The organism is Microbacterium sp. 20-116 (assembly GCF_041079415.1).
Lineage (GTDB): Bacteria > Actinomycetota > Actinomycetes > Actinomycetales > Microbacteriaceae > Microbacterium.
On the sequence record NZ_JBFYGP010000005.1, the window covers coordinates 19,818 to 39,599 of the forward strand.

A 19,782-nucleotide genomic window follows, 5' to 3' on the forward strand; every position below is an offset into this window, starting at 1 on the left:
CCACTATGACCACTACGCGGTGCGGGCCGGCGCGCTCTGCCAGGATCGGAGGAATGGATGCCGTTCCCGCCCTGACCGAGGTCCCTCCCGCGCAGTTCGTCATCGTCGGCGACAACGTGCGCCTCGCGACCTACTCGTGGGGCGACGTCGAGGCAGATCCCGTCCTGTGCGTCCACGGCTTCGGTTCGAGCACCCGCGACAACTGGGTCAACACCGGGTGGGTGCGCGACCTGCTCCGCGCCGATTACCGCGTGATCGCGGTGGATCAGCGCGGTCACGGCGCCAGCGAGAAACCGCACGACGCCGCGTCGTACACCATGCCCACGCTCGTCAGCGACCTCGTCGCCGTGCTCGACACGTACCTCCTCGATCAGGTGCGCTACCTCGGCTACTCCCTCGGCGGGCGGGTCGGCTGGCAGCTCGCCGTCGACGCCCCCGAACACGTGGAGCGCGCGGTTCTGGGCGGCATCCCGGACGGTCGTCCTCTCGCGCGGCTGCAGGTCGACCAGGCTCGGGCATTCCTCGACCACGGTGAACCCGTTCAGGATGCCACGACCCAGCGTTACGTCTCGCTCGCCGAACGCGTGCCGGGCAACGACCTGCGTGCGCTCGTCGCGATTGCAGAGGGGATGCGCCTGGGCGAGACCGATCCCGACCCCTCGTCGCCCCCGCAGCAGCCCGTGCTCATCGCCACGGGAACGGAAGACCCCATCCACGACCAGTCGAAGCACCTGGCGGGGCTCCTCCCCCAGGGTGAGTTCGCCGACATCCCGGGCCGTCACCACGTGAATGCTCCCGGCGCTCGGGCGTTCCGCGAAGCGGGCATGGAGTTCCTGGGGCGCTGAGCCGCGAGCCGCGGTGCGCGGAGTTGCCGCGGCGCCGTCCCGACAGCATCCCGCGTTCTCTCGCGGGGTGTGCCGCTCCCGCTCCCGCTCCCGCTCCCGCTCCCGTTCCCGCTCCCGCTCCCGCTCCCGCTCCCGCTCCCGCTCGTTGAGTGTCCAGAAAACCCGGAGAGATCTCGAATTCGTCCGGATGTTTTGGACACTCGACGCGCTCGGGCTGAACGTGCGCGAGATTCACGGGCGGCGGTTGCCCTCCGTCGAGTGTCCAAGGCACGCCGCACGCGCGTCCCGGGACCCGGCGTGCGTGGACGCTCAACCGGAGAAAGCGCCGTCTCAGCCGCAGTCGTAGACCGTAGAGGGGGCGGAGCTGTCGGTGGCGCAGTGCTGCGTCACCCAGGTGCGGATCTGCGACGACGCGGTGGTCGTGGCCGCGGCGGCCATCGACGTGCCCCCGCCGCGCTGGTCGCCGCCGACGACGTATCGCACCTGGCCCGAGTCGACCATGGCGGTGAAGGCCTGCAGGGTCGGCACATCGTCGGTGCCGTTGAAGCCGCCGATCGGCAGGAACGAACCGCCGTCCGAGGCGATGATCAACTGCGCCGCCGACTGCGCCCCGAAGGTCGCGGCCAGATACGTGGATCCCGTGCCGCGGGCCTGCAGCCACGAGACGAGAGCGTCGCTGTTCTCGCTGCCACCGGCGCCGAAGCCTGCGCCGCCGGTCGGTGCTCCGCCCGCTCCCCCGCGCGCGTGCCCCGAGGCCGAGCCGCCGGGCGCCGTCGCAGGGCCGGATCCCGGCCCGAACCCCTGGCCCGGCGTTCCTCCTCCCCCACGTGCGGCGCCGAGTCCCTGGCTGCCGCGTCCGCCGGTCGGCATCCCGCCGGCGAAATCTCCGCCGCCGAAGCCCCGCCCACCGAAACCCGAGGTCTCCGATACCCCTCCCGCGACGGGATTGATCGAGTTGGGGTGGGCGACGGTGACCGCCGACCAGACGGCCGGGGTCAGCAGCAGCCCGATCATCAGCGCGACGGTGGTGACCGGACGCCCACGGTGGCGTGTCGACAGCAGCACGATTGCAATCACGGCGGCGATGGCCTGAGCGATCGAGACGGGCACGCTGTATCCGCCGGTCGAGATGCCAATGCCGAGAGCCGTCGCCCCCGCGGAGGCGACGATCGCGATCTGCGGCCACACCCTGCCCGCGCGATGAGCCACGGCGAGCGCGGTACCGATGGCGAGGGCGAGGGGTATCGCGAGCGACGCCGTGTAGAACTGGTGCATTCCCGCGACGGCGGAGAACATCGCGGCGAAGGTGGCGAGCCACACGGTCAGCAACACCGTGAGCGGTCGCGAGAAGCGCAGCACCCACAGGACGACGAGAGCGACGACGACGGCCGGAACGAGCCACGCCACCTGCCCCGCGAGCTCGGCGTTGAACAGGCGCAGCACCCCGGGCTCACCCGAGAACGGAGGGGTGAACGACTCGTACGCACCGCTGTCGGCGGTCGCCGAGAACCGGCCCAGGCCGTTGTAGCCGAACACCATCTCCCACGGGTTGTTCGTGAGTGTGCTGCCGATATAGGGCCGGCTCCCCGCGGGGATGAGCGACACGATCGCGACCCACCACAGCGAGGCCGCGAGGCTCACCGTTCCCGCGAGCGCGAGGTGGCCGATGCGTCGAGACCACGACTGCCGGGTACACAGGTACGCGGCGGCCAGTGCCGGCCAGACCGCCCAGGCCTCGAGCTCGTAGAACTGGAACGACAGGCCGATCAGGGCGCCCGCGGCAATGAGCCACCCGAGACTGCGCGCCTGAACGGCGCGCACCGCCGCCCAGGCCGTCAGCGACAGACCGAGCACGAAGAACGTCTCGGGCTGGTTCGAGCGCGCGACCGCGACCAGGATGGGCGTCACGGCCACCACCGCGCCGGCGATGAGCCCGGCGCGCTCCCCCGCCACGCGTCGTGCGGCGAAGGCGGCGACGAGTGCCGCAGCGACCGCCGCGAACGCGTTCGGCAGGATCACCGCCCACGCCGAGTACCCGAAGGCGCGCACGAAGAGCGCCGGGATCCAGAACGACCCGGGGATCTTGTCGAGCGTCACGGTGCCGGCGGGGTCGACGGCGCCGAAGAAGAAGTTCGACCACGAGCGACTCATCGACAGGGCGATGGAGGCGTAGTACTCGCTCGGAGCCCCCGCCCATACCTGCCACCCCGTGAGGGCGAGCGCGACGAGTCCGACGGCGGCGAGGCCGACGGTCCAGCGTCGAGGTCGACGCAGACCCGACGTCAGCGGAAGCGTCGGGGTGGGAACGGGAGGAAATGCAGCGGCCACCGGCGCATCGTAGGCAGTGCTTCCCCCATCGCAGCCCTGGGTACCCTATGCGCCAGCGATGGATGCGAGGTCGTCCCCCTCGCAGGAGGACCTCAGGATGCCGTGACGATGAGCTTCGGAGCGGACGGTGCCCGCGTGGCCGCCGCCTGCAGGCCCACCCGCACGCTCTGACCGGGAGCGAGCGCAGCCGCCCAGGCGCTTCCGGTGCACGTGACACGGCCCGCGGCCACGGAGCAGCTCATGCCCCACGCGTTCGACACCGCGGTGGTGCCGGGGGCGTCGAAGGATACGGACCACTTCTTCACCGGCCCGGTGGCGGTCACCGTGAGCTCGGCGACGTATCCCTCGCCCCAGGTGCTCTGCGGAACCCAGGTAGCGGTGATGCCAGCCGCCGCGCTCGCACCCGGCTTCGGCGTGGGTGCAGGGGTGGGCGACGCGGTGGGCGACGGGCTGGGAGCCGCCGGTTTGGGAGACGCCGTCGGCTTCGGTGACACCGTGGGAGACGCCGTCGGCTTCGGCGTGGCCGTCGGCGCGGGGTTCGGCTGCGGCGCCGGCGAGGCGACCGGTGTCAGGATCGGCGCGAGAGCGGCGAGTTTGGCCTTCTGCGGGGTTCGCCAGTCGTCGCCGACGAGCCCACCGGTGTCGCCGCTGTTCGGGTTGAACGACCAGTAGGCGTAGCTGATCTTGGTCTTCGCGAGGTACCCCACGAGCGCGTCGAGCCAGGCGCGGTCGCTCGCCGTCTCGAGCTTCGTGCCGAACTCTCCGAGCAGCACGGGAGCGATGTTCCCCCGCACGAGGTAACCCCAGTTGGCATCCCACACCGCTTCGAGATTGGCGGGATAACCGGATGCCGAGAACCAGGTCTGCGCGTAGACGCTCGCCGGGTAGTCGTGCGGCGAGTAGACCACGCGGTTCTTCACCTCGAGAGCGACCGGTGCGGCGCCCGCGTCTTTCAGGCCGCCGCCCCACCACGTGCTCGATCCGTCGTTCTGGCGTTCGACGCCCTCGACGATGATGAGCAGGTTCGGGTTCACCGCCAGCACCGCATTGCCGGCGCGGGTGGCCGCCGCGCGCCAGTCGCGCGCGGGGTCGCCGCAGTTCCAGCAGGCCGACCCGTGAGGTTCGTTGTGCAGATCGACGCCGATGACGGCGGACTCGTTCTTGTAGCGAGCGGCAAGCATCTTCCAGTCGTCGATCCACCGCTGTTCGCTGTACTGCGCGGTGTACCAGAGCTCGCTCTGGGCCGCGGAATCAGGACGGTGCCGATCGAGGATCACCGAGAGACCGTGCGCCTTGGCCCGCGCGATCACGGTGTCCATGAGCTGCAGGGGCGTGAGCGAGACCAGTCCCGGGTTGACCGCGGCGTTGATCGAGTTCGATGCCGTGGCGGCGAGGCACTCGTTCGAGAAGGGGAGGCGGATGGCGTTGAACCCCATCCCCGCGATCGCGGCGAGGCCGTCGTCGAGGGGAATCGACCACAGCCCGTGCGGGGCGCAGTTCGAGGTCTCCATGCCGAACCACGCGGCCGCCTTGATGGTGAACGGTGCACCGGATGCCGTGACGATCGTCGACCCGTTGGTCGAGAGCCAGCCGGGCAGCGCCGTCGCGGCAGACGCGGGAGAGGCGATCGCCCCCGCGGCGACGAGGGTTGCGCCCGCGACGATAGCCGCAGCGCGCCGCAGCGCAAGACGCGTGAACGAGCGGTTCTTGCGCCAAACGGACATGGGCACCTCCGCGATCATCGTAGGGGGCGCGAGCGCTGCGGCGGAGCGGATCCGGCGATCTTCTCGGCGCGGCGACGCCGCCCGCCGCGGTCGTCTCGGAAGGCGGTCCTCGGTGCGTGCCCCAAGACGATCGCACGCGCGGTTCTCGCCGGTCGTGTCACCCACAGCGGCGGCATAGCCGATTGATACCCGCTCCCGTTCTCACCGAGGGAATCTGTGCGTCGTGACCTCTCCCGTCCCTCTCGCGCGCTGGTGGCGCGAACCCCGGTGGGCACGGATCGCGCTGACGCTGATCGTCGCGGGTTTCGTCGTGCTGACCTGCTGGAACCTCTCGCGCGGAGGTGACTTCTCCTTCTACGAGGCTTCGGCCCGGTCGATGTCGCAGTCGTGGCACGCGCTCTTCTTCGGGGCCTTCGATCCGGATGCCACGGTCACCCTCGACAAGCTCAGCGGCTTCGCCGTACCCCAGGCGCTGAGCATCCGCCTCTTCGGGATGTCGATCTCGGCCATCGCCCTCCCCCAGGTGATCGAGGGTGTCGTCACCGTCGTCGCGTGCGCGGTGCTGGCCCTCCGCTGGGGAGGACGCGGCGCCGGGCTGCTCGCCGCCGCCACGACGGCCTCGACCCCGATCTTCGTGTCGATGTTCGCCCACCCGATGGAGGACGGGCTGCTCACGATGGCCCTCGCCGTGGCCCTGGTGTGGTGGCAGCGCGCGGTGCTCACCGCGAGATGGTGGCCGCTGTTGCTCTGCGCGGTGTTCATCGGCGTGGGCTTCCAGGCGAAGATGATGGCCGCGTGGTTCGTCCTTCCCGCCCTCGTCGCGGGCACCCTCATCGCGACCCCGGGATGGCGTCGTGGCCTCGTTCGCGCCGGAGCTGTCACGGGCGCCGCGCTCGCGGCATCCGTCGCCTGGATCACCGTGGTCGCCCTCGTTCCCGCCGACGCGCGCCCCTATATCGACGGGTCGACGACGAACGACGTTTTCGCGATGGTCTTCGGATACAACGGCCTCGACCGCTTCGTGCCCGGAGCAGTCCCGGGCTCGGTGGGCTCCTCGAGCTCCACGGGCGGGCTCGGCGCAACCCTCGCCGCCCTCGGCCATGCGCTCACGACGCCCGCCCCCTCCGGCTCGGGAGGCTCCCCCACCCTCACAAAACTGCTGGAGCTGCCTCTCGTGAGCCAGATCGGCTGGCTGTACCCGGCGGCGCTCGCCGGTATCGCCCTGGGCCTCTGGCGGTATCTGCCCCGACGCGGCCGCCCGCGCACGCCGCTGAGCACAGCCCGCCTGCCGCTCGTCGTCGTCGCCGCGGTGTGGTTCGCGACTGCCGCGGCCGTCCTCTCCTTCACCCACGTGCCGCACACGGCGTACGTCGCTGCCCTCGGCGTCCCGATGGTTCTGCTCGTCGCCGTCGCCTGGGTCGAGGGGGTACGGCTGCTTCGTGCGCCCCTCAGACGGTGGCGGCTCGCGCTGCCGGCCGTCGTCGTGGTGCAGGCCGCCTGGTGGGTCGCGCTCATCGGCCAGGCGCGTCTGCCCGCGGTGCTGCTGGTCCCCGCGATCGCGATCGGAGCGCTCGGGCTCGCGGTGGGCGTGACCGCCGCCCTGGCATCACCCGGTTCGCTCCCCCGTCTCGGCCGTGCCGCCCCGGCCGCTCTGGCCGTCGCCCTGATCTGCCTGCCCGTGGCGACCAGCCCCCAAGTGCTCGACGACGCGCGAGACGGCAGCGGAGGCGACGCCTACGTCGGCGTCACCGCGCGCGGCGGCCACCCCGACGAGACGTTCACGGTCTCGTCCCCCTCGATCTGGGGCGGAACCCCGCAGATGAGCCCCGCGGTCGCGCAGATCGCCGAGGCTGCCCGTCAACACGGCGGCGGCGAGAACGGCACCCCGCTCTTCGTGACCGACTCGTGGGCCCTGTCGTCGCAGGTGATCGACGCCACCGGCTCGAGCGTGCTCACCGACGGCGGCTACAGCGGGCACGTGCCCGTGTTCACGACGGACGACCTCGAGCAGATGGTCCAGACGGGTCACGCGCGGGTGTTCGTCGTGGCATCCGGTGCTCCCGAGGGCGACCCCGTGAGGCGCGTGGCGACCGGCCCCGGCTGCCACGAGGTGAAGGAATGGGACTTCAGCCAGTCGAAGGAGGGCGGCGAGATCAACAAGGTCACCGGAGCCACTCTCTATCAATGCACGGATGGGTGAACGGCTGCGGCCGGGCCGCCTCGCGTGCAGGCCGCCGGAACAGGCGGACGAACGGCGCGGTCTCGCCCCGACAGGTCGCGCCACGGCGCTCACTGCGCCGCCGGTAGACTTCAGCCAGTGAGCAGCACCCGAACCGAAGCCGCGTACCTGCGCTCGGTGACGGCGTTCAAGAACCCGACCCTCGACCTGCTGCACGGACGCTTCGCGCCGTTCGTCGTCGCGGTGCTGTCGATCGTCTTCACCCCCGACCGCCCCGCCGTCGCGGTCGCCGACGCCCACGTCGAGGTCGCGGAGGCGATCGAGGAGCTGCGGGCCGCGGGCATCGACACCGACGACGACCGGCGGATCCCCGCGGGTTCCGCTCGAGAGATCTGCCGCGGATGGGTGCGCGTGGGGTGGCTCGGTCTGCAGATCGAAGACGACGTCGAGGTGTACCGGCTCTCGGCGCACGCGGTCGGCGCCCTCGAGATCGCCGGTCGCGCCGGCGGCGGGCGCGCGCGCGTCTCGCGCTCTCGCGTGCGGACCCTGCTCGATGCCGTCGACCGGCTCGCGCGCGACGCCGAGAGCGACCCCGCCCGTCGCCGCGAGGCCCTGCTCGAAGAGAGAGCGGCCCTGGACGCCGAGATCGCCGCTCTCGACGAGGGGATCGTCGAACCGCTCGACGACGATCACCTGCTCGAAGAGGCCGAGAACGTCATCCACCTCGCGCGAGAGCTCCCCGCCGACTTCTCGCGCGTGGCCGAGTCGATCGCCGCGATGCAGCGCGACGTGGTCGCCGAGCTGCGTCGCGACGTGCGCCCCACCGGCGAGGTGCTGCGCGAATACCTCGAGCGCGGGCGCCAGGTGATGCAGGCCACCCCCGAGGGCCGCGCGTTCCAGGGCGCGCTGCGTCTGATCGGCGACCCCGAGAACATCGACGACCTCACCGACCAGCTGCACGCGGTGCTCGCCCAGCCCTTCTCGCGCCTCATGACGCCCGAGCAGCGCGGCGAGCTCGACGCGATCGCGCGCCGCGTCGAGGCCGGCGTGCAGGAGGTGCTCACCGCCCAGCGGCGGGCCTCGCACGTCATCACCGCGCAGGTGCGCACCCACGACCCCATCCGCGACCGCCAGGTCGACGATCTGCTGCGCGCGGTCATGGCGGGCCTGCACCGCTGGAGCCAGACCCGCTCCCCCGGCCGCGTCGAGCCCGTGCGGACTCTCCCCCTCGCCGACATCGGGCACCTGCGCCGGTCTCTCAGCGACGTGCGTCCTCCCGGGGCGCCGGAGCCCCTGGCATCCGGAGACGAGGACGTCGAATTCGTCGACGCCGACACGCGCGCGTGGGGCGGGCCGCACTACCCCGAGCTCGAGGCCTACGTCGCCACCCTCGGCGAGGGCTTCGACCTCGCGACCGCGTTCGCCGCAGCCGGGGCCGACACCCGGCGCCCGGTCGACCTCGTGGGCCTGCTCGAGATCGTCCACCGCGGAGGACTGATCGAGACCGACGACGTCTCGATCGTCGAGGCCGTCCGCCCCGACGGCACGACCCGTCGCTTCGCCTTCGGGGCGGTCACCGCCTCCCGCACGACAGAAACGGATGCCGATGACTGACATCGCCCCGTCCGCCCCCGACACGGACACCCCCGCGTTCATCTCGCCCGTCGCGATGGAGAACGATCCCGACGCGCTGTTCGCCGGGGACCGCGGCATCCTGGACGCCGACGTGCGGCGCGTGCTGGTGCGCATCCTGCAGCGGCGCTTCCTCGTCGCCGAGAACTCCCCCGCCGAGTGGAAGCTGCTGCTCGAGCACCAGCAGATGATCGAGTCCCGCCTGAACGATCTGTTCGTGCGGCTCGTCGTCGACCACGCGCGCGGGGTCGCCTACAAGGAACAGGTGCGCAGCGACGACGTCGACGTGCCGATCCTGCTCAAGGACGAGGCGTACTCTCGCGCCGAGACGCTCGTGCTCGTCTATCTGCGGACCGTGTTCCAGCGCGAGACGACCGCCGGCACCGCCTCGGCCCGCGTCGACGTCGAAGAGGTCGAGCAGACCGTGCTCACCTACTTCAGCGAAACGGACGGCACGCGCGCGAGCCAGCAGCGGGCCGTCCGCACCGCCATCGCCCGTCTCGATCGCGAGGGCATCATCGAGGAGGAGTCCGAGGGGCGCTACCGCATCGGCCCGCTCATCGAGATCGTGCTCAGCGCCGAGGTCCTCCGCGAGCTCCAGCGCTGGCTGGAAGAGCAGATCCCGGATGCCGGCACCCCGGCGGCAGTGCTCGACGAGGCGGACGCCGACACCGAGGTCGTGGCATCCGGAGAATTCGAGGAGGAGAGCGCATGACGATGCTCGAGACGCTGTTCGGGCTGATCCCCGCGGCATCGCGTGGGCAGCAGTGGGTCGCCGAAGACCTCCAGCTCATCAACTGGGGCGGGTACGACGGCACGCACCGTGTGCGCTTCGCGCCGACCGCGACGCTGCTGTGCGGCGGGTCGGGCTCGGGCAAGTCGACGCTCATGGACGCCTACGTGGCGCTCATGATGCCGCACACCACCCCCTTCAACGGCGCGTCGAACGGCGCGGTCGTGGGGCGCCCGCGCGGGCAGGAGCAACGCAACATCCTCTCGTACGGCCGCGGCAAGCTCGACGAGTCGCGCACCGACGAGGGCACCAAGGTGCGGGTGCTGCGCGGCGACGGCGTCGACACGTGGACCGCGATCGCCATGACGTGGGCCGATCACGACGGCGCCCGGTTCACCGCGGTGCGCGCCTGGTACATCCCGGCGGCAGCGCGCACGCTCGACGACGCGGTGAAGGTGCGCGCGACGGTGCACGGAGCGTTCGACCTGCGCCAGCTCGAGCGGGCGGCGCAGAGCCACCTCTCCGACTCCGCGGTACGGGCCACGGGCCTCGACACCCTCGCGACCGACCGCGAGTTCTCGGCGCGGCTGCACGCGGTGCTCGGCATCGGGGCGGCGGGCGCGGGAACGAAAGCCATGAGCCTTCTCGCGCGCATCCAGGCCGGGCAGCAGATCACCACCGTCGACGACCTGTACAAGCGCATGGTGCTCGAGGAGCCCGAGACGCTCGTCGTCGCCGACGCCGTCGTCACGCACTTCGACGGGCTCGAGTCGACGCGTACGCGCATGCTCGAAGCCCGCCAGCAGGTGCGTGCGCTGCAGCCCATCCGCGGGATGAAGACGCGCATCGACGACGCCGCCGAGCGCTTGCGCCTGATCGACGCGCTCGGCCGTCTGGGCGACCCCGACTCGCGCGCCTCGCTCTGGCGCGCCCAGCGCCGGGTCGATCTGCTCGAAGCGGTCGAGGCCGAGCTGCGCGAGCGCACCCACGCCACCGACGCGCTCGTGCGCGAACGCCAGTCCCTCGCCGACGCCGCCGAAGCGGAGCGCGAGGGACTCGGCGACGTGCTGCGCGCAGCCGGCGGTGACCGGCTCGACGCCGCCCAACGCGAGCTCCGGAACCTCGAGCGGCGCCTCGCCGGCATGCAGCGCGACCGCGAGCGATTCGAGGCGGCGCTGGCCGTGCTGTCGGTCGAGGTCGCCACCGAGAAGCAGTTCGCCGCCCTCGTCGCCGAGGCGCGTCGCACCCTCGCCGACACGGATGCCAAGAGCGCGGTGCGCAACGCCTTCGTCGCCGCCAGCAGCCGGCACACCGATCTGCGCCAGCAGCTCGCCGCCCTCGAGACCGAGCACCGGCGCACGCAGACCCGCGACGACAACATCCCACAGCGTCTGCACGAAGCCCGCGAAGCTCTCGCCGAGGCCGCGGGACTCACCGCCGCCGAGCTGCCCTTCGTCGCCGAGCTCGTCGACGTGCGCACCGAGTTCGAGCCGTGGCGCGGGGCGTTCACCCTCGCCCTGGGCGGATTCGCGACGACGCTGCTCGTCGACGCCGCGCACCTGGCATCCTTCCGCTCCGCGATCGACGGCGTGCGCCTCGGTGAGCGACTGCGCTTCGAGGGAGTTCCCACCGACCTGCCCGAGCGCGGCGGGCTCGACCCCGCGACCCTTCCCGGGCGCCTCGAGTTCCGCCGCTCCCCCTTCACCGGGTGGCTGCAGGACCGGCTCGAGCAGCAGTTCGCCTTCGTGTGCGTCGATTCCGTATCGGAGCTGTCGCAGCACCGCATGGCCCTGACCATCTCGGGACAGACGAGCCAGGGCGCACGCGGCGCTCACGGCGGGTCGGCGCGTCAGAGCATCCTGGGATTCTCGTCGCGTGTACGCCTCACCGAGCTCGGCGAGCAGATCGTCACCGTGCGCCGCGACCTCGCCACCGCCAAGACCGCGGTCGATGAGGCCGCCGCCGCCCTCGACGCCTTCGACAACCGGCGCGGTGCCCTCGAGAAGATCGCCGATCTGTCGTGGGACCAGGTGGACGTGGCATCCGTTCAACGCGAACTCGACCGCTGGAACGAGACCGTGGTCGACATCACCGCGGGCAACCCCCGCATCGCCGAGCTGCAGGAGCAGATCTCGGGCGCGAAGGCCCGCGTGGCGCGCCTGCGCGAAGAGATCGGCGGAGCCAAGACCGAGCAGCAGGCGCTGGCCGCGCGCTGGGCCGAGATCACCGACGACGTGGATGCCGCGCAGATCCTGCTCGAACGGGCCGAAGACCTCGAGATGACGCTCACCCCCGATGAAGTCGCCTATCTCGACGGGCTGTTCGTGGCGCCCTCCGGCGACGACCTCTCGCCGTCGCAGCGACTCGCACGCTTCGACGCGGCCCTCGAGTCCGCGTCGAAGCGCCTGCTCGAGGAACAGCGGAGCGCGCAAGAGATGTGGAGCGACCAACGCGAGAGCCTCCGCCGCACGATGACCGCGTTCACCGACCGGTGGCCGAGCCCCAACCTGCTCGCCGACCCCGACGACTCGCTCGGCGACTTCGAGCGGATCCTCGCCGACCTCGAGGCCAGCGGCCTGCACGAGCTCGAAGCGGAGTGGCGCGACTCGCTGCTGCGCCTGTCGGGCAACGACCTCACCAGCCTCGACTCCGCTCTCACCCGGGCCCTGCGCGAGATCCGCGAACGCATCGCGCCGATCAACGACATCATGCAGGATCTGCCGTTCTATGACGACGAGCACCGGCTGCAGATCGTGCCGCGCGAGAGCCAGTCCGAGGTGCGCAAGCGCTTCCGCCGGGAGCTCCGCGACGTGCGGGCCGCGATCGACGCCGCCTCATCCGATGAGGAGCGCGAAGCCGTGTACGGGCGGATGGCGCGGCTCATCGGCCGCATCCGGCCGACCGCACCCGACTTCGCCGACCTCGTCGACGTGCGTAATCACGTGCGGGTCAGCGCCGAGCGCTTCCGCGCCGACACCGGCGAGCACGTCGCCCTCTACGACCACATCGGCGAGAAGTCGGGAGGCGAGTCGCAGGAGCTCATCGCCTTCATCGTCGGCGCCGCTCTGCGGTATCAGCTCGGGGATGCCGGTGCCGAACGGCCGCGGTATGCCCCGGTGTTCCTCGACGAGGCGCTCATCAAGGCCGACGCCCACTTCACCAAGCGCGCGATCGGCGCGTGGCGCGGCCTCGGCTTCCAGCTCGTCATCGGGGCCCCGAACGACAAGTACAGCGCGATCGAACCGCACGTCGACGTCGAGTACGACATCCTCAAGGACACGCGCGGGCGCTCGTGGGCGAAGGCGAAGGTGGGGCTGGCGGCGGAGTGAGCGCCGCGCCTCGCGCTGGTGGCGGTGCGGGGGCTTGCGAGGTCCGCACTCGCGGCATCGCGGGATTCCTGCGCGCCGTCGGTCAGCGCTCGAGAGCGCGAAGAGAGTCGTCCACTCGGCGAAGGATCATGGGACCCTTCTCGCTCAACTGCGAACGAGCCGCAGGGTCGTCGCGGAAGTACCGGACCACAGTGGCGACCTGATTGGGGTCTGAGCCGAGCGCGAGCATCGGCGCCTCGACGCGCGGGCCCGCGCCCGTCGCGATGAGGTGAAGCTTGGCGACCGGCCCCGAACCGACCCCGACCTCGGCGAGCTCATCCCACGACCAGTTCACTCGACCGCGGCCCCGGATGCCTGTGAGACCTTCCTGCGCCAGACGCAGACCGGCGGGCTCGCGCAGACGCAGAGCACTCACGACGATTACGCCGACGCCGAAGAGGCCCAGGGCATAGGGCGCGCGAGTCAGGAGGAACGACGGCATGGTGGCCAGGTTCCCGGCATCCACCACGATCTGGGCGATCGCGGGAAGAAGGAGCAGGGCTCCCAGCACGAAGGGCACCGCGGTCGCCGCCGGAGCCGGACGGAACCAGATCCCGGATGCTGAGGCGTCGACGCGCAGCAGACGTTCCTGAATCGTTCCGAAGAGCACGTTCAGACATATCGCGGCCCCGAGGATGGTCACGGTGAGAGCGCCCATGACGAGGCGGAGCCCGAGTCGGTCGTCGGCGGCGACCATCAGAACGGGGAGGACGGCGAACAGGGCGATGACGACGACGAGCCACGACGGGCGTCGACCATTCGGGAACACGGGGACGCGGGGCGCGGTGGACGGGAGTCTCGGCGACGACGTATTGATGGCCACTGTCAGTTCGCTCCTACGTATGGCCGTGACCGGGGAGACGGGGGCACGTACCCCTCCAGCCGCGGCGGGCTACCGGTGAAGAAGTCGTCGATGCTCTCGCGCGACTCGAGGGGGACGGCGGCCTCCCAGAGCCACCTGGCCCCGGCACCGACGGCCAGACCACCGAGCACGGTGCCGCCGATGACCCAGCCGACCGGGTTGCTGCCCAACGCAGCCGCCGCGGCACCGCCGACCGCAGCGCCTCCAGCGCCTCCGGCCACGCCCCCGGCGATCTCTGCGACGCCCGAGCTGAGGGACCCACCGTCGGCGACGTCCGCGGCGAGGGAGACGACGTCGATGACGTTACCCGCGACGGGGAGAACACGCGTCACCCGCGAAACTCGACCTATCTGCTCTGCCAGCTCTTCTACCCCTGCGCGCATCCCGTGCGGATCCGCTGCCTCAGCCGCGCACGGAGAGCAGGGTTACCGGAGCGCAGCTGATCGCGGAACGTCTCGGCCGCCGACTGCAGAGCGTCGTGATCCTTACGCCAGGTGCTCAGGGTCTGATCGTAAAAACTCTCGTATCCGTCGAGCACCGACGTCGCGAGCGACTCGTTCCCCTTTGCGGCAAGGGCGGAAACCGTGCCCGCGAGCTTCTGAAGTGTGTCCACCCGGGCGACAAGAGGAGCCATGTGCTCAGCGACCCACTCGTCCAGTTCTCCGATCATCGTGCCGATCTGAGTACCGAGGTCGTTGTAGCTCGCAACCAGCGAGATGTATCTGTCATATGCCTCGAGATCGGCGGAGGGCGCACCGGGACCGGGGCAGTAAGAGAGCGAGGTCGTCGGAGGGAGAACGTTGGTACCGATGACCTCGAGCCCCACGGAGTCCGCTTGAGAGCGCAGCGTCGCCACATCATCCTGGGCTCGCTCCAATCGCGCGGCGTACGCGCGGAAAACCTCTACCGCATCCCCGAGATAACCCCGCACCTCGTCCGCGCGACTGCGGATGTCGCCGACCGCGGACCTCCACGCATGACCCGCTTCGCCCGTCCAGTAAGAGTTCGAGTCGCTCCAGAGGGAGGTGAGTTCGAGGTCGGCACCCGTGTACGCCTCCTTGACGCGATCGAGCCAGTCGGCAGTCGCGCGCACACTCGCCGGGTCGCCGGGAATTCTCGCATCGATCGGCATCAGTCTTGGAGCCCCTCCTCGAGTTGCGAGATCTCGCTCTGGATCTGCTCTTCGGTCGCTCGTACGTCGTCGAGGACGCTGTCGGTCACGGCACCCACGAGGCGCACCGCGCCGGCGTACTCGTTCGCCGCTTCCGCGGCGGCACCAGCGATGAAACCGATGAGCGCGGAGGCGGCCCCGCCGTCCGCGGCACCGGGAAGGGAAGCCAACGCATCATCGACACGATCCACCTCGTCGACGACGAGACCCATCCGGCGCGTCATGTTCTCTCGGTCAACATAGATGGGGTCACTCATCCGAGCCGCCCTCCCCGACGAGAATGTGGTGGCACATCGATGTCGAAGGCGACGACATCGAAGGGCTGGACCTGCCGGATCCGATCGAGCTGCGACGTCATCAACAGCATCCAGGGCTGTTCATGACCACATGCGTCGGCAAGCCTGTCGAGTGCGGTGTAGGCGAGCAGTCCACGCCGACCATCGGCGAGCTTCTGAACGACCGCGAGCTGGCCCTGACCGTCGGGATCATCCACGAGGGGAAGGTACAGGGCCGGCGGAACGAGGATCTCTTTGCGCATCGTGTCTTTCAGACTTCCGCCCAGTGACATCCTCGCCCCCCACGTCGAGTTCGTCCGACGAGACTAGTAGGACCCTCGTGTCCGCGTCCAGCCGGTCAAGGGCGAGGCGCCGCGACACCATCGCCCACCGACCGCGCGCTCGCTTCCCTTCGGTGCACGCCGCCCTGTCCCGATGCCTCGCACTCGCCGCCGCGTCGCCGTCCCCTCACGCGGTACTACAACGCCGGCACCGCGGGAGCGGGTATCGCCGGCACGGCCCTCGCCATCAGGGGCTGGGCCGCCGCCACGATCGTCGCGACGGACGCGACGGCGAGCGGGGCACTGCTCTCGCGATCGCCGCGACGGTGGACGGCGGCGACGGTCAGCTCGGCCAGTCGTCGTCGTCCCACTGCGGGCTCCTCCGACACCCGCACCGCGACCTCCCGCACGAGTGAAACCGTGCTGGACGGCGATCCGGCCGCGCGCGGCGACCCGGGACGCAGCGCCGAGAGCACGGCATCCAGAAGCTCCGCCAGCCCCTCGTCGTGACAGCGCGCATCTTCGGCGCCGATCCACGCGAGCAGCTCGCCAATGGTCCAATCGAGGGTCAGTGGACTGAGAACGAACGGTTCGGCTGATTCACGACGGGTCATTGGTCCAGAATCGGGGGCTATGACCCTCGTCGACAGAGCCACTTTCGCCCTGGTGGACCACCGGACGGCTGTCGTGTCGGCCGAAGCCCTCGCCGCGCGGCTCGGACGCTGGGCGACGACCGACGCGACCTTATCCGCAAGTCTCGCCGACGGCATCGCCCGCCTCGTCCGTGAGGGAGAACTGCGCGGTGGAGACCGCCTCCCCTCGGAACGCACCCTCGCCGCGACCGTCGCCGTCTCGCGCGGCACGGTCGTCAGCGCGTACGCGCGGTTGTATGAGGACGGCATCCTGGACCGCCGGCAAGGCAGCGGGACGCGGATCGCGGGGGCGGCGCCCACCGCCGCGCGCTCGCGGGCCGGGCGCGGCGAGGCCCTCTACGCGTCGCTGTCGTCAAACATCGATCTGCTGCGCGCGGTACCGGCGATCGCGCCGCGCGCCGTCGAGATCGTGCACCGTCACCGACCGGTGCTCGACGCCACCACCGCCGAGGCCGACCCCGCGGGCCTGCCCGCCCTGCGCGAACTGATCGCCCAGACCGTGACCGACGACGGAACGCCCACCACGCCCGCGCAGATCCTCGTCACGCACGGCGGCCAGCAGGCACTCAGCCTCCTCGTGGAAGAGCTCGTCTCCCCCGGCGACACCGTGCTCACCGAGAACGTCAGCTGGCCCGGACTCACGGACGCGGTGCGCCGCCGCGGCGGCCTGGTGCACGGCATCCGCCTGACCGCCGACGGGATCGACGTCGCAGAGCTCGAGGCAGCCATCGTCGTGCGCCGCCCCGTGCTCATCGCCTTGAACCCGCACAATCACAATCCGACCGGCATCCAGACCCACCCGCTCGTCCGACAGCGGATCGCCGACCTCGCGGCCGAGCACGGTATCACCGTGGTGGAGGATCGCGTGCTCGCGCACCTGTCCTTCGACGGCGTCACTCCCCCCTCGCTCGCGGCCCTGCGGCCGGACGCGCCGATCATCGCCGTCGAGTCGCTGTCGAAGTGGGCCTGGGAGGGTCTGCGGGTGGGGTGGGTGCGCGCCGATCCAGTACTCGTGAGGCGCTTACGGGGCCTCCGCCAGACGACGGATCTGTCGACGAGCGTGCCCGCCCAACTGCTCGCGCTCGATCTGCTCGCCGAGGCGCCCGCACTGCGACGGGACGCCGTCGTGACGCACCGCGAGGCCGCCCTGCGCGCCGGCGCCCTCCTGACGTCGCACCTGCCCGACTGGGAGTGGCGACCCCCGCGCGGTGGCCTCTGCATCTGGGCCCGGATGCCGGTGGGCTCGGCCGCGGCGTTCGCGCGGCACGCTGCGGCTTTCGGCGTCTCGGTCGCCGGGTCGGCCGCGTTCTCGTCCGACATCGACACCGACGATCGGATTCGTGTGCCGATCACCTCGCCCCTGCTCGATGAAGGACTGCGGCGACTCGCCGACGCGTGGGAGGGATATCGAGATCGCGACTGAAGACGACGCGCGCACGGGGACGTCGGCCCTCCCACCCCGCGGCTGACGCCGCTCGGGAATTCTCCGCACGCTCTCTACGCTGTGTCCGGGGGCACGACGAAGGGCGGCAGGCATGCAGGGACTCGAGATCACGGTTCTGCTGGGCCTCGCGATGCTCGTGGGCACGGTCCTGGCACCGCGACTGCGCGTGGCCACACCGCTCGTGCTGCTCGTCATCGGCCTCGCCCTGGGCTTCATCCCGGAGCTCCGTCAGATCGAGCTCCCGCCCGAGACCGTGCTGCTGCTCTTCCTGCCCGTCATGCTGTTCCGCGAGGCGTGGACGACCTCTCTGAGGTCGGTGCGCCGGTCGCTGCGCTACATCATCCCCATGAGCACGCTTCTCGTCGTGGCATCCGCTTTCGCCGTCGCCGGGGTCGCGACGTGGATGGGGGTGCCGTGGGAAGCAGCCCTCGTGCTCGGTGCCGCAGTCGCTCCGCCCGACGCCACGGCCGTCGCAGCGCTCGGACGACTGTTGCCCGCCAAGACCTTCATGAAGCTCAAGGCCGAGAGCCTCACCAACGACGGCACCGCGCTCGTTCTCTACGCGATCGCCGTCGCCCTGCTGCTCGGTGACCAGATCACGCCGCTGCAGATCACCGGCATGGTGCTGCTGTCGTACCTCGGTGGCGCGGCGGCCGGTGTCGCGGTGGCGGCCGCCGCCTTCTTCGCCCTGCGCCGCATGCAGTCGACGCTCACGATCAACCTCACGATGGTGCTCGTCCCGTTCGTGTCGTTTCTCATCGCCGAACTCGTCGAGGCCTCGGGAGTGCTCGCCGTGGTGTTCGCCGGCCTCATCATGGCGTGGGTGTCGCCGCGCATCACCACCGCGATGTCGCGACGAGCGGCGGATGCCACGTGGCCCTTCGGCGTCTACCTGCTCAACGGTGCGCTCTTCGTGCTGATCGGGCTCGAGGTGCAACTCGTGCTGCACGAGATCTCGGGGTCGGAGATCGGTCTGCTGCTCCTGGTCACCGTTGCGGCGTGGGTCGCTCTCTTCGTCGTGCGGTACCTGTTCCAGTGGCTCTTCTCGCCGTTCTCGCGACCCGCCGCCGGATCATCGCGGTCGCTGAGGCATCGATCTCGCGTGGTGAGTACGGTGGCGGGATTCCGCGGCGCCGTATCGCTAGCGATCGCGTTGTCGGTGCCGGTTACCACGGCCGAGGGCGCACCCGTGGCCGGTCGCGACGCCATCGTGTTCGTCACGGCGGGCGTGATCGTGCTCACCCTGCTCGTCCAGGGTCCCCTGCTGCCCGCCGTGATCCGGTGGGCGAAGCTTCCGAACGACGACGCCGCGATCGAGGAGTACGAGCTCGCCGAGCGCGCGATCTCGGGTGCCGCCCTAGCCGCCCTCGACGACCTGGCGACCGAGCACGGCATCAGCGATCGCGTGCGCGACCGTGCGCGACGGGAAGGCTACGAGCGTCTCGAGCTGGCGAACGCCCGCGCGATCGCGCGGCAACGCGCGATCGAAGAGCGCGACCTCGCCGAGCTCGACGCGTCACTCGGCGATGAGCCCTCCTCCACGGGACCGGTGCCGCCCGACGTGCCCGAAGCCGAGCGTCGCCGCGCGGGCGCCGACAGCACGGCGGACAGCCCCGACGAGGCAGCGGCCTTCACCGGGCCCCTGCAGATGATCGCCGTGAGCGACGACATCGACGTCACCCAGCGCTCTCCCCTGCTTCGCCACAAGGAGGCGCAGCGACTGCGGCTGGCGGTGCTGGACCGCAAGCGCGAGGTGCTGCTGCGACTGCGCCGCGAGGGCACCATCGACGACCTCGTCGCGCGGAAGATCCTCGCGGGCCTCGACCTCGAGGAGATCCGCACGCGGGGGCTCGAGAAGGCGAGCGAGTAGGGGGATCGGCGGGATGTCCCGCGTCGTAATCAGCCCCCGACGGGACGGAGCACGTCTGCTGCGCGGTTGAGCGCCGCCTCTCCCCCGGTCTCGAGCACACCGCGCTCTTCGGGATGGTCGCGGAAGAAACGGACGATCGCCGCTACCTGATGGGGATCTGCGCCGAGGTAGCGCATCGAACACGTGACCGGCACGTACCCGTCGACCATCGTGAGCGACAGCGTCGCGGGCGGCCCGGCGACGGTGACCTCGCCCACCAGGTCCCACGGCCAGTCGACGTCGCCGCGCGCGCGGGTGCCCTGCAGGCCGTCGTCTGAGCCAGGCGCTCGCACGCGGATGAGACGATTCTCATCCTGTTCGACGGCTTTCCGACCTACCCTCGTCTGTGGATAAGTGACGATTGCCGCGCGTTGTGGA

The 19,782-nt window shown here is 70.9% G+C and carries 16 protein-coding genes; 7 read left to right on the forward strand and 9 right to left on the reverse strand.

Features of this window, described 5'->3' with window-relative positions:
- Positions 1-53: 53 nt before the first annotated feature.
- A complete protein-coding gene (locus AB6V29_RS10965; protein WP_369358618.1) occupies positions 54-845 on the forward strand; it encodes an alpha/beta fold hydrolase in 792 nt (263 codons plus the stop codon).
- A gap of 330 nt (positions 846-1,175) precedes the next feature.
- Here the strand turns inward: AB6V29_RS10965 and AB6V29_RS10970 are convergent, their stop codons facing one another.
- Positions 1,176-3,173, reverse strand: coding sequence for an ArnT family glycosyltransferase (locus AB6V29_RS10970; RefSeq protein ID WP_369358620.1), 1,998 nt, complete (start codon positions 3,171-3,173; stop codon positions 1,176-1,178).
- Between the two features lie 92 nt (positions 3,174-3,265).
- Complete coding sequence (locus AB6V29_RS10975) at positions 3,266-4,897, reverse strand: cellulase family glycosylhydrolase (RefSeq protein WP_369358867.1); 1,632 nt, start codon at positions 4,895-4,897, stop codon at positions 3,266-3,268.
- A 223-nt stretch (positions 4,898-5,120) separates the two neighbouring features.
- On the opposite strand from AB6V29_RS10975, the gene AB6V29_RS10980 reads away from it, so the two are divergent.
- The 4 genes from AB6V29_RS10980 (at position 5,121) to AB6V29_RS10995 (ending at position 12,770) form a co-directional block, all read left to right on the forward strand.
- Positions 5,121-7,097, forward strand: coding sequence for an ArnT family glycosyltransferase (locus tag AB6V29_RS10980; protein WP_369358622.1), 1,977 nt, complete (start codon positions 5,121-5,123; stop codon positions 7,095-7,097).
- A 117-nt stretch (positions 7,098-7,214) separates the two neighbouring features.
- Complete coding sequence (locus tag AB6V29_RS10985; protein WP_267786702.1) at positions 7,215-8,690, forward strand: DUF3375 domain-containing protein; 1,476 nt, start codon at positions 7,215-7,217, stop codon at positions 8,688-8,690.
- Positions 8,683-9,423: a DUF4194 domain-containing protein gene (locus AB6V29_RS10990; protein WP_369358626.1), complete on the forward strand. Its 741-nt coding sequence runs from the start codon at positions 8,683-8,685 to the stop codon at positions 9,421-9,423. The genes AB6V29_RS10985 and AB6V29_RS10990 overlap by 8 nt, the downstream gene beginning before the upstream one ends.
- Positions 9,420-12,770 (forward strand): ATP-binding protein, encoded by a 3,351-nt coding sequence (locus tag AB6V29_RS10995; protein ID WP_369358627.1) that lies wholly within the window; start codon positions 9,420-9,422, stop codon positions 12,768-12,770. Before AB6V29_RS10990 ends, AB6V29_RS10995 begins: the two co-directional genes overlap by 4 nt.
- A gap of 82 nt (positions 12,771-12,852) precedes the next feature.
- Here the strand turns inward: AB6V29_RS10995 and AB6V29_RS11000 are convergent, their stop codons facing one another.
- The 6 genes from AB6V29_RS11000 to AB6V29_RS11025 form a co-directional block, all read right to left on the reverse strand.
- Complete coding sequence (locus tag AB6V29_RS11000) at positions 12,853-13,632, reverse strand: hypothetical protein (protein ID WP_267786698.1); 780 nt, start codon at positions 13,630-13,632, stop codon at positions 12,853-12,855.
- Between the two features lie 2 nt (positions 13,633-13,634).
- A complete protein-coding gene (locus AB6V29_RS11005; protein ID WP_369358630.1) occupies positions 13,635-14,003 on the reverse strand; it encodes a hypothetical protein in 369 nt (122 codons plus the stop codon).
- A gap of 35 nt (positions 14,004-14,038) precedes the next feature.
- Positions 14,039-14,803, reverse strand: coding sequence for a hypothetical protein (locus tag AB6V29_RS11010; protein WP_369358631.1), 765 nt, complete (start codon positions 14,801-14,803; stop codon positions 14,039-14,041).
- Positions 14,803-15,099 (reverse strand): hypothetical protein, encoded by a 297-nt coding sequence (locus AB6V29_RS11015; RefSeq protein WP_094733593.1) that lies wholly within the window; start codon positions 15,097-15,099, stop codon positions 14,803-14,805. Before AB6V29_RS11015 ends, AB6V29_RS11010 begins: the two co-directional genes overlap by 1 nt.
- On the reverse strand, positions 15,096-15,335 hold the full coding sequence (locus tag AB6V29_RS11020) for an SAV_915 family protein (RefSeq protein ID WP_369358633.1): 240 nt from the start codon (positions 15,333-15,335) through the stop codon (positions 15,096-15,098). Before AB6V29_RS11020 ends, AB6V29_RS11015 begins: the two co-directional genes overlap by 4 nt.
- 260 nt (positions 15,336-15,595) lie before the next feature.
- Complete coding sequence (locus tag AB6V29_RS11025; protein WP_267786695.1) at positions 15,596-16,012, reverse strand: hypothetical protein; 417 nt, start codon at positions 16,010-16,012, stop codon at positions 15,596-15,598.
- A gap of 19 nt (positions 16,013-16,031) precedes the next feature.
- Between AB6V29_RS11025 and AB6V29_RS11030 the strand changes: the two genes are divergently transcribed.
- Positions 16,032-17,474 carry a PLP-dependent aminotransferase family protein gene (locus tag AB6V29_RS11030; RefSeq protein ID WP_369358635.1) on the forward strand — a complete coding sequence of 481 codons (1,443 nt, stop codon included), beginning with the start codon at positions 16,032-16,034 and terminating at the stop codon, positions 17,472-17,474.
- A 112-nt stretch (positions 17,475-17,586) separates the two neighbouring features.
- Positions 17,587-19,365 (forward strand): Na+/H+ antiporter, encoded by a 1,779-nt coding sequence (locus tag AB6V29_RS11035; protein WP_267786693.1) that lies wholly within the window; start codon positions 17,587-17,589, stop codon positions 19,363-19,365.
- A gap of 29 nt (positions 19,366-19,394) precedes the next feature.
- On the opposite strand, the gene AB6V29_RS11040 is transcribed toward AB6V29_RS11035, so the two are convergent.
- A complete protein-coding gene (locus AB6V29_RS11040) occupies positions 19,395-19,697 on the reverse strand; it encodes a hypothetical protein (RefSeq protein ID WP_267786692.1) in 303 nt (100 codons plus the stop codon).
- Positions 19,698-19,782 lie beyond the last annotated feature (85 nt).